Raw genomic sequence first — 9,245 nt, 5'->3', positions numbered from 1 at the left:
TGGTACGGTCGCCCTCCGTGCGGAGGGCATGGATTGAAACTGGTCAGATCATCGGGTGGCGCGGCGTCCGCAGACAGAGGTGCTCCCCAAAATTTGGACAGGTATGATAGCTTAACCTCACACAACGAGAACCACCCGAGTGCTCATTGAAAACGAGCACTGCCCAGTCTGGCCCAATCTCACCCCGGCCTCATCAAGGCGACGCCACAAAAAACAACCCTCGCCGCAACTTACGACGAGGGTTTGTTTTTGTTCTGAGCCGGTTCTGGACCGGCGTGTCATCTGGAGCGGGAAACGGGATTTGAACCCGCGACTTCAACCTTGGCAAGGTTGCACTCTACCACTGAGTTACTCCCGCATATGGAGGCGGCATCCAGATTTGAACTGGAGAATGGAGGTTTTGCAGACCTCTGCCTTACCACTTGGCTATGCCGCCGTCTTTCTCGTGGAGCGGGAAACGGGACTCGAACCCGCAACCCTCAGCTTGGAAGGCTGATGCTCTAGCCATTGAGCTACTCCCGCCCGCGAGGACCTTGCAGCTACTGTATGCCTCCCTGAACCGTCAAGCAAAAATAAGGAGTTAGCCCAAACCCAGGCCAGGCGCCATGATGCGTCCCGTAAGCGTCGTTTCGTACCCGCCCAGAGCCGCGATACGGGCTTTGAAGGCCTCGGAGCGGATCAGTTCCAGGACCGTCTCGGTCTTCCAGTCGGCAAGTTCCGGCAGGAAGGCCAGATCGTAGCGCTCACGGGCCAGGGGCACGAAATCCAGGCCCAGGGCCTTGGCTGCGGCGTAGATGCCAAGGCCGCAGGACGCCGTGCCGGTCAGGACGTTCACGGCCACGGCCATGTGCGTGAACTCCTCCTTGTCGTAGCCCTGCACTTGGCGCGGGTCGATGCCGGCCTGTTTCAGGTGGTAATCCAGGAGGATGCGCGTGCCCGCCCCCCGCTGGCGGTTGATGAAGCGCACGTCCGGCCGGGCCAGGTCCTGCACGCCCCCGATGCCCAGGGGGTTGCCCTTGGCCACGATGAGGCCCTGGTGGCGGATGGCCAGGTTGACGCACGCCACGTCCAGGCCCGGCAGGTACTTGCGAAAGAAGGGGAAATTGAAATCCCCGCTCCCTTCATCGAAAAGGTGCGTCCCGGCCATGAGGGCCGAGCGGTTCTTCAGGGCCGTCAGGCCGCCCATGGAGCCGACGTGGCTGGAGGAGATGCGCACCGGCCTGGACAGGCCCATGAGCTCGTTGCCCAGGACGTCGACGATGTTGTCATGGCTGCCGACGACGACCAGGGTCTGGTCCAGCTCGGCCTCGGGCACCAGAAGCTCTGCCCGGATCTGGCTCCCGGCCTCAGTCCCTTCTGAATCCGTAGGGATGCGCGTCACGCCCTGGGCGCGGATGAGCGTGGTCAGCATGCCCGCGCCGCGGCCCAGGGGCGTGGCCACGTACTTCTCCCCCACCCGGCCGATGGCCAGACGGACCAGTTCCTCGGTGCCGAGCTTGGAGGGCACCTTGCGGGACAATTCCGCCGACACGACGGGCCGCGCCGGCACTGTCCTGCGGGACAGCCAGGACAAGAGCGGAATGAGCAGCTCCTCGAAACAGACCACGGCCGAGACCGGGTAGCCGGGCGCGCCGACCACGAGCTTGCCCTTAACCACGCCCAGGATGGACGGCTTGCCGGGCATGACGTCGATGCCGTGGACCAGGACCTGCCCCAGCCCGGCGATGATGGAGCGCGAAAAATCCTTGGACCCGGCCGAAGACCCCGCCCCCACGACAACGACGTGGGCCGGTCCGTCCACGGCGGCCAGGACGGCCGAGGTCAGGGCCTCCTCGTTGTCGGGTACCGGGTTCACGCGGGTGAACAGGCAGCCCTGGGCCGTGGCCAGGCCGGCGAAGACCTGGGAGTTGCTCTCGATGACCTGCCCGGGCTTCGGCGACGGGCGCAGGGTGAAGTCGAGGACCTCGTCGCCCGTTGGGATGAAATCCATGCGCAGCCTCTCCCAGACCGGCACCTCCCAGATGCCTGCGCTCAACAGGCCCCCCACGTCGTAGGGGGAGAGGGTCCGGTTCTGGGGCAGCAACAGCTCCGTGGCCACGATGTCCTCGCCGATGCGGCGCACGTGCTGCATGGGGAAGACCGGGGTCTCGATCTCGATGGCCCCGTCGTCCTCGCGCACGACCTTCTCGATCATGAGCACCCCGTCCATGCCCGCGGGCAGCGGATGGCCCGTATTCACAGCCACGCACTGGCTGCCCTTGGCCAGCCGCACGGGGCGGCCTTCGCGGGCCGTGAAAGTGGACTCGGCGCGCACGGCGTACCCGTCCATGGCCGCGCTGTGAAAGGTCGGGGAGGAACACACGGCGTACACGGGCGCCGCCGTGACCCGGCCGCAGGCCTGGTGCGAGGGCACGATCTCGGCCCGGACAAGGGTTTCCCGGTCCAGGGCTGCCATGGCCAGGGCCACGGCCTCGGCCACCGGCACCGTTTTCAGATAGATGTTTCGCTGTTTCATGAATCCCGCAGTGGTTAGAAAATCCAGACGTCCACGTCCCGGCCGGCCGTCAGGCCTTCCAGGGACGCGTCGAGACGCAGCAGGCCGTCGGCGTCGAGCATGGTGCGCAGCAGCCCCGACTTGCCCAGACGCGGCATGGCCGTGAGGCGGCCGTCGCGGTCCTCCAGCCTGACGCGGACATAGTCCTCCCGGCCGGGCTTGGAGGACAGATTGGCCCCGAGCACGGCCCGGCGCATGACCCGGCCCGCCGGGTCGAAGGCGCCCGACTCGCCGCCCAGATGGCGCAGCAGGGGCTGGCCGAAGACGAGCATGACCACTTGGGCCGAGGTGACCTGTCCCGGCAGGCCCAGGACAGGCTTGCCCCCGACGCGGGCCAGGATGGTCGGCTTGCCTGGGCTGATGGACACGCCGTGGGCCAGGATTTCGGCGTCCTCGAAGGATTCGAGGACCTCGATGGTCAGGTCGCGGGTGCCGATGGAGCTGCCGCCCGAGATGAAGACCGCGTCGTTCTCGGCCAGGCTCTCGGCCAGGGCCCGCCGCAGGGCTTCGCGCACGTCCGGGACCAGGCCGTGGTTGCGGGCCAGGGCCCCGGTCTGGCGGGCCAGGCAGGCCAGGGTGTGGGAATTGACGTCGCGCACCTGGCCGGGACGCGGCGCGGCGTCCACGGGCACCAGCTCGTCGCCCGTGGAGACGATGCCGCAGCGCGGAAGGCGGAAGACGTTCAGGGAGGTCCGGCCCAGGGCGGCCAGCAGGCCCACGTCCTGGGGGCGCAGCCGCCGACCGGCGGGCAGGGCCACGTCGCCGACTGCCACGTCCTCGCCGGCAAGCATGACGTTTTCGCCCGGAGTCGCGGTCTTGCGGATTTCGACGGTGGTCTCCCCCAGCATCTGGGTGTGCTCGACCATGATCACGGCGTCGGCGCCAGGTGGCAGGGTGCCGCCCGTGGCGATACCCATGCACTCGCCCGCGCCCAGAGGATGGCTGACGACCTCGTCGATGGCCGCGCTGCGCATCAGCTCCAGGTAGCCGGGGTTGCCTTCGCTGGCGCCGAAGGTTTCGGCCGCGCGCACGGCGTAGCCGTCCATGCAGGAGCGGTCCACGGCCGGTATGTTCTCACAGGCCGGGACGTCGGCCGCCAGAACCCTTCCCAGGCAGTCGTCCAGGGGGACATACTCGCTGCCGACGGCCTGGAAGGCGGACAGCAGTTCGCAGAATCTGGCAGGGCTGATGACCCGGAAGAAACCGTGATCCATGACCTACTCCGGCTTGAGGGACGAAAGCTTGTGTTCGGGGTAGGCGTCGGCGTAATACTGCACGTTGTCCCCGAAAAGCTCCTGGGCCTTGGTCTTGGCAAAGGCCTCGACGTCCTGCTGCAACTGCATGAACTGCCTGGCCAGCTGGCGTCCGACAGGGGTCAGCTCGTAGCGTTGCCCCTTGCCCTTGACCTTCTGCACCAAGGGCTTGCCGATGCTCTCCTCGGCAGCCTTGAGCTTGCCCCACGCCGCCCGGTAGGACATCTTCATCTCCGTGGCGGCCTGCCGCAGGGACCCGTACTCCTCGATCTTCTCCAGCAGCAGGGCCCTTCCGATGCCCAGGAAAATCTTCTCGTCACGCTCGAACCAGAGATGCAGACGCATGGTCAGGGTTTCGCCCACTGCGGAATCGGTCATGTTCCCTCCCTCGGCTTTCGCCTCGCTTGGATAAGGTGTCGGAAATTCAACAGATAATTCTCTAATGCAAAGCACGACGCAAAACAAGCATTGTGATGTGACGTCAGACACGATACGAACGGACCCGATCCTCACCCTTCATCAACGGAGACCGCTCATGCTCGAAGCCCGGAAAGCACAGGAATTGCTCGTCAAAAAGATCGCCGCCTGCAGGACCCGCGGATTTCTGCCCACGGAACTGCTCGACCTGGTCGAAAAAATCTATACGCGCCAGCTCGAATCCCGCGACCAGGCAAACGTGCCTGCCGCCGCAGCCATGGATGTCGCGGACGCCCTGCAGCAGTCCCAGGGAGCCCCCTTGGTGGAACGCAGCCGCTTCCCCTTCGACCGCGACCAGGCAGTGGCGCTCTTTCACGAATTTCTGGGGCTCCTCCCGTCGAGCATCCCCGCCCTGGCCGAGGCGGCCGCGATCATCTCCAAGGCCGTCGAGGACGGCAGGCTCGACCTCGACGCCGCCATGCAGGCCCACCTGAACGGCGACGAAGCATGGTTCTCCGGCTGGGCCAAGGAAACGCCTTCGGCTCCGCGCACCCTGCCCATGCTCGTTCAGGCGGCCATGACGCCCTCCCTGGAACGCGCCGCGCTGGAACTGGCCGCCAGGACCGACCTGACGAAATCATGGTCCCACGGCCACTGCCCCCTATGCGGAAGCATGCCCATCATGTCGGACCTGCGGGAAAAGGAAGGGTTCCGCTACAACATCTGCGGCTTCTGCCACGCCGAATACCACGCCGTACGCCTGCAGTGTCCGTTCTGCCTGGAAAAGGACGTGGCCAAGCTCGAATACTACGAGGCCAAGGAAGAGCCTGGCGTGCGCATTAACGCCTGCAAGAGTTGCAAAATGTACATCAAGCAGACGGATTTCCGGAATCTTGACCGCCGCACCCTGCCCCTCATGGACGATCTGGAATCACTGGCTCTGGATATCGTCGCCCGGGACAAGAAATACAAGCGCCCCACCCTCTCGGCCTGGGGGTTCTAGAGTCGCCGGCGGACTGCGGCCCGCCGCGAAGACTCAGACACCGAACAGAAAAACGGGACACGGATTGCCGCACACGCACAAGTTCGCAATGGTGCCCTGCCACAACCGTCATTGCGAGGAGTCTTCGACGCGGCAATCCATCTTCGTTTTCTGCATGACAAAGTGGCATGAAAGGCATGGATTCCCGCCTGCGCGGGAATGACACGGAACCAGGGCGAAGAGTCTTTACGTCTTTCCCGCACAGACGGGAATCCATGCCCTTTGTGCACGCGCTTTTGCCCTTGCGAACCCAAACGCCACGCCCTCCCGCCCAAAAGCGCGGCACACAAGGACAACCATGTACGGATTGGTGCTCGCCGGGGGACAATCCTCCCGGCTCGGACAGGACAAGACCCATGTGGTCCACGAAGGGCGGACCCTGCTGGTGCGCTCGGCGGAGCTGCTGCGGCGGCACATGCCGGAAGTCTACGTCTCCTGCCGCCACCCGGAGCGTGTTCCGGCGCCGTGGCCCGTCATCGTCGACGAGACGGAACGCATCGGCCCGGCCGGCGGGATCATGACGGCCCTGAAAAGACTGGGCGGCCCGATCTTCGCCCTGGCCTGCGACCTGCCCTTCATGGAGGACAGCTTCGTCACCCGCCTGCTGGAAGCCAGGGAGGCGCGCCCCGCAGGGGCCCTCGTCACGGCCTGGCGCCTCATGGACTCGGACTTCTTCGAGAACCTCGTCGCCATCTACGAACCGGGGGCCCTGCCGCTTCTGGAGGCGGGTGTGCGCGACGGCCATTACAAGCTCGGCCGTCTCATCCCGGCCGAACAGCGTCACTGCCTGAGCTATACGGAGGAGGAAAGGCGATTCTTCTTCAACGTCAATTATCCCGACGACCTGCGGCTCCTGCGCGACACTCCGGGCCGCCCCTAGCTGACTGAAAAACTCAAAATTCGCAAACCCTTCCAAAAGGGTGCTATGCAAGGACGCGAAAAAGCCAGGGCGCACAATGCACTTTCGCATTCATGAGCGGCCTGGCTTTTTCGCTGACGCGGAAGATCCCCGTTTTGGGACGGCTGCTAGCGCCGCCTGAACAGGAGCATTCCCACTCCCGGCACGTCGAGGCGCACGGCGCCGCCCTCTATGAAACCCTCGATGACGGCCCCGTCACGGGTGTGCACCCGCAGGCCGCCAGGCGTCACCGACCAGGAAAACGGCAGTACCTCGCCTTCGATCTCCCACTTCCCGCTCCCGTCATCGGCCAGGGTCATGACCGCGGCGACCTTCCCTCCGGGCCCGTGATGCAGGGCCTCGTAGCGGCCGTCCAGCTCCGTCCGGTTCGAACAGGCCAGGCACAGCGCGAGCATCAGCCACACCATCTTCTTCATCACAGTCCAAGCTCCTCGGGTTTGACCATGAACAGGCGATCCATATGCACCAGCCGGTCGTAACGGTAGACGTGGACGGACATGCCGAGCCAGACGAGGTCCCGCAGCACTGTCCACCAGGAAATGGCCTCGCCCACGCTCTGGAAACAGCCGCAGTTGATGGGCGTATCCTGAAGCAGGGCCACGACGACGGCCACGGTGAACATGGCCAGCATGCCGGAAATGATCAGGCTCGCGGCCCGCACCCGCACCCCGGCCAGCAGAAAAAGACCGCTGACGAGTTCGAGCCACGGCATGAACACGGCCAGAGGGTTGACCAGCCAGTGCGGCACGATGAGATAGCCGGCGATGTTGTCGGCGAACTCCGCCGGAAAATTGATCTTGTACAGGCTGGCGTAAATGAAGACCCCCGCCAGATAGAGACGCAGGGCCAGGGCCAGGCCGGGGTGCGTCACCAGGTTCAGGAAACGCCGGTTCATTTCGCCCCTCCGTGCAGATCGCGGGGCCGGACGTCCGTGACGATATAGACCCGCTCGTGGTCGCGGCCCAGGAATCTGCGGGCAACCGTGAGGTCGTAACGCCGGCTGACGCTGCGGCCGAAGACCACGATGGGGCGCTGCGGGTCCTCGGACGCCATCTGCATCATGTAGACCAGGTCGAAAAGCTGCGCCGGGACGTTGACGGCGCCGGGAGCGGTTTCACGCTCGAAGAACTCGCGCGGCCGCGCGTCCACCAGGAGGGCGTCCTCCTCGGCCACAAGGGCCAGGGCCCTTTCCCTGGAGATGGACTCGACCTCGACTCCGGGCGGCTCCACCAGGGGGATGCCGCGGGGGTTGTGCGTGTTGAAGGCCAGGGCCAGGCCGAGACCGAGCAGCAGGATGAGCAGAAAATCGACGGCCCGCACGCGTTCGAGGCTTTGGGCCTTGCTGTGCACCACCGACGCGATGCGCCGGCCGGCTGCCTCAAGCACGCTGATGCGGTCCCGGGCGCGGGTCAGTTCGGCGATGGTGGCGCGCAGTTCCTCGTTCTGGCGCGCCAGGTCCTCGTTCAGGGCGCTGATCGTGGCGAAGGAATCGGCGTTCTTGAGATGCATGACGCCCTGGGACACGAAGGCCTGCAGCAGTTCGTCCTCTGCTTCCGTCGTCGGGTCGAGGCTTCGTCCCAGCAGCAGGACGCCGTAGAGGTTTTCGCGCAGCATGAAGATGAAGGCGCGGTCCGGTGCAAAGCCGAGGGGCAGTTCCGACACGGCCTCAAGCCGCTCCACGGGTTCGACCCGCAGGGGTTCGAGCCGCTTCTCGCGGGCTCCGGCCAGGCACAGGAAAAAGAGGCGATCGACCTCGGCCGCGGTCAGGTTCGGCGGTTCGCTCCCACCCTTGGCGCTCGTCAGGATCGCGCCCGTCCCTCTGTCGTGAAGGGCCAGAATCCCACGCGGACGGACGAAATGGCCGAGGATGGTCAGCAGCAGGGAATCCATGACCTCGGCCATGTCCACGCGGATGATCTCCCGGGAGAGTTCGCGCAATGCGCTCAGGTGGAAGATCTGACGGTCGAGGGTGTCGTTGCGCTTGGTCAGTTCGGCGTTGAGCAGTTCGACACGAGCGGCGAAGAGGGAGAAACGCAGGCTGGTCTGGAAAAGGGTGCCCAGGCTGGCCACGAGCTGGCGGTCGTTCTCGTCGTAGGGTCGCCCGGCCAGATTGGCTTCCAGGCCCAGGACGCCGTCCTTGCCTTCGTCCAGGGGGCAGACCAGAAGCAATTCGCAGCGCCCGGGGCAGAGCGCGCCCTGCAACGAGGGCACGAAATACGGCGCGCTGCGCTCCCCTTCCAGGGCGTCGAGATGGCTGCGCAGCACCGCGGCGTATTCGGGGGTGAGGTTTCTGGAGAGGCTGGAATGGGCCAGCAGCTCGAACCCGCCCGCCCCGAGAATGGCCGCGAAAGAGCCGCGCGCCCCGACCCCGCCCTGAGCCGAGAGCGCGAAGGATTCAAGGATCTTGTGCGGATACCTGACCCCGCTCAGTTCCGCGGCCGTATCCGAAAGGATTCTGAACTGGTACCTGGCGCGGTCTATGTCGCCTTCCGGCCGGGAAGCGCCTGTCATGGCCTACCCCTTGTCGAGCAGGGCCTTGATCTGCTGGTAGAGGCCATCGACGTCCTCGACGATGCCCAGATGGGTGTAGAGGACCTCGCCGCCGGGCCTGCAGATGATGGTGAAGGGCGTCAGGGGCTCGCCCAGCACCTTGTGCGCCGCGTAGTCGGGGTCGCTGACGATGGGGAACAGGTACTGCCCCGTGGCGGCCAACTGCCGGATCTCGGCGTCGTTCCCGCCGGCGGCCAGGGCCAACATGGCCACGCGCCCCTTGGTCTTGCCCTTGTTCAGGCGGTTGAAAAGCGACTTGAAGCCCGGCGACTGCTTGACGCACTGGGGGCAATAGACGCCGATGACCTCGATGAAGACGAGTTCGCCCGGCAGGTCGGCCAGGGTGAAGGAGGTCTTGCCCTGCACCCCGAGCATTTCCTGACCGGCCTGGTCCTGGGGCACGGGCAGGGTCAGGGCGGGCATGGTCTGACCGACTTCAGGCGGGGCGGCCAGGGCGGCGGCCGGAAAGGCCAGCAGCAGGCAGAAAATCAGGCGGATGAAGACGGTCAT

General features: G+C 65.6%; 9 protein-coding genes and 3 tRNA genes. 2 read left to right on the top strand and 10 right to left on the bottom strand.

The window, feature by feature from the left end; genetic code table 11:
- Window positions 1–283: 283 nt before the first annotated feature.
- The 6 genes from G394_RS0116375 to G394_RS0116350 all read right to left on the bottom strand — a co-directional run bounded on the left by G394_RS0116375 (window position 284) and on the right by G394_RS0116350 (window position 4,185).
- Window positions 284–358 (bottom strand) — tRNA-Gly (locus G394_RS0116375).
- Window positions 359–361: 3 nt separating this feature from the next.
- A tRNA-Cys gene (locus tag G394_RS0116370) sits at window positions 362–436 on the bottom strand.
- A gap of 10 nt (window positions 437–446) precedes the next feature.
- Window positions 447–522, bottom strand: a tRNA-Gly gene (locus G394_RS0116365).
- A gap of 58 nt (window positions 523–580) precedes the next feature.
- Window positions 581–2,515, bottom strand: coding sequence for a molybdopterin biosynthesis protein (locus G394_RS0116360; protein ID WP_028578567.1), 1,935 nt, complete (start codon window positions 2,513–2,515; stop codon window positions 581–583).
- A 14-nt stretch (window positions 2,516–2,529) separates the two neighbouring features.
- Window positions 2,530–3,768: a molybdopterin molybdotransferase MoeA gene (locus tag G394_RS0116355; RefSeq protein WP_028578566.1), complete on the bottom strand. Its 1,239-nt coding sequence runs from the start codon at window positions 3,766–3,768 to the stop codon at window positions 2,530–2,532.
- 3 nt (window positions 3,769–3,771) lie between these two features.
- The gene (locus G394_RS0116350) at window positions 3,772–4,185 is read right to left on the bottom strand and encodes a winged helix-turn-helix domain-containing protein (RefSeq protein WP_028578565.1); all 414 of its coding nucleotides are present in this window, start codon (window positions 4,183–4,185) and stop codon (window positions 3,772–3,774) included.
- A 157-nt stretch (window positions 4,186–4,342) separates the two neighbouring features.
- On the opposite strand from G394_RS0116350, the gene G394_RS0116345 reads away from it, so the two are divergent.
- Entirely contained in the window at window positions 4,343–5,227 is an 885-nt protein-coding gene (locus G394_RS0116345; RefSeq protein ID WP_043776311.1) for a formate dehydrogenase accessory protein FdhE, read from the top strand.
- A 337-nt stretch (window positions 5,228–5,564) separates the two neighbouring features.
- Window positions 5,565–6,146: a molybdenum cofactor guanylyltransferase gene (mobA, locus tag G394_RS19665; protein WP_043776309.1), complete on the top strand. Its 582-nt coding sequence runs from the start codon at window positions 5,565–5,567 to the stop codon at window positions 6,144–6,146.
- A gap of 146 nt (window positions 6,147–6,292) precedes the next feature.
- Here mobA and G394_RS19660 read toward each other — a convergent pair whose 3' ends face one another.
- From G394_RS19660 to G394_RS19655, 4 genes are read right to left on the bottom strand one after another with little or no spacing between them, the layout of a single operon-like run.
- Window positions 6,293–6,601 carry a hypothetical protein gene (locus tag G394_RS19660; protein WP_051307269.1) on the bottom strand — a complete coding sequence of 103 codons (309 nt, stop codon included), beginning with the start codon at window positions 6,599–6,601 and terminating at the stop codon, window positions 6,293–6,295.
- Complete coding sequence (locus G394_RS0116330; RefSeq protein WP_028578563.1) at window positions 6,601–7,080, bottom strand: MauE/DoxX family redox-associated membrane protein; 480 nt, start codon at window positions 7,078–7,080, stop codon at window positions 6,601–6,603. The genes G394_RS19660 and G394_RS0116330 overlap by 1 nt, the downstream gene beginning before the upstream one ends.
- A complete protein-coding gene (locus G394_RS0116325; RefSeq protein WP_028578562.1) occupies window positions 7,077–8,696 on the bottom strand; it encodes a rhodanese-like domain-containing protein in 1,620 nt (539 codons plus the stop codon). The genes G394_RS0116330 and G394_RS0116325 overlap by 4 nt, the downstream gene beginning before the upstream one ends.
- A 3-nt stretch (window positions 8,697–8,699) precedes the next feature.
- Window positions 8,700–9,245 (bottom strand): peroxiredoxin family protein, encoded by a 546-nt coding sequence (locus tag G394_RS19655; protein ID WP_051307268.1) that lies wholly within the window; start codon window positions 9,243–9,245, stop codon window positions 8,700–8,702.

Source organism: Desulfomicrobium escambiense DSM 10707 (assembly GCF_000428825.1).
GTDB classification, from domain to species: domain Bacteria; phylum Desulfobacterota; class Desulfovibrionia; order Desulfovibrionales; family Desulfomicrobiaceae; genus Desulfomicrobium; species Desulfomicrobium escambiense.
The sequence above is the reverse complement of the archived record's forward strand: the minus strand, read 5'-3'. Positions and strand labels throughout refer to the sequence as shown.

Bases quoted from the DNA above. Each gene is read 5' to 3' on its own strand.
- G394_RS0116360 (WP_028578567.1), bottom strand. From the start codon at position 2,515: ATGAAACAGCGAAACATCTATCTGAAAACGGTGCCGGTGGCCGAGGCC.
- G394_RS0116355 (WP_028578566.1), bottom strand. From the start codon at position 3,768: ATGGATCACGGTTTCTTCCGGGTCATCAGCCCTGCCAGATTCTGCGAA.
- G394_RS0116350 (WP_028578565.1), bottom strand. From the start codon at position 4,185: ATGACCGATTCCGCAGTGGGCGAAACCCTGACCATGCGTCTGCATCTC.
- G394_RS0116345 (WP_043776311.1), top strand. From the start codon at position 4,343: ATGCTCGAAGCCCGGAAAGCACAGGAATTGCTCGTCAAAAAGATCGCC.
- mobA (WP_043776309.1), top strand. From the start codon at position 5,565: ATGTACGGATTGGTGCTCGCCGGGGGACAATCCTCCCGGCTCGGACAG.
- G394_RS19660 (WP_051307269.1), bottom strand. From the start codon at position 6,601: ATGAAGAAGATGGTGTGGCTGATGCTCGCGCTGTGCCTGGCCTGTTCG.
- G394_RS0116330 (WP_028578563.1), bottom strand. From the start codon at position 7,080: ATGAACCGGCGTTTCCTGAACCTGGTGACGCACCCCGGCCTGGCCCTG.
- G394_RS0116325 (WP_028578562.1), bottom strand. From the start codon at position 8,696: ATGACAGGCGCTTCCCGGCCGGAAGGCGACATAGACCGCGCCAGGTAC.
- G394_RS19655 (WP_051307268.1), bottom strand. From the start codon at position 9,245: ATGACCGTCTTCATCCGCCTGATTTTCTGCCTGCTGCTGGCCTTTCCG.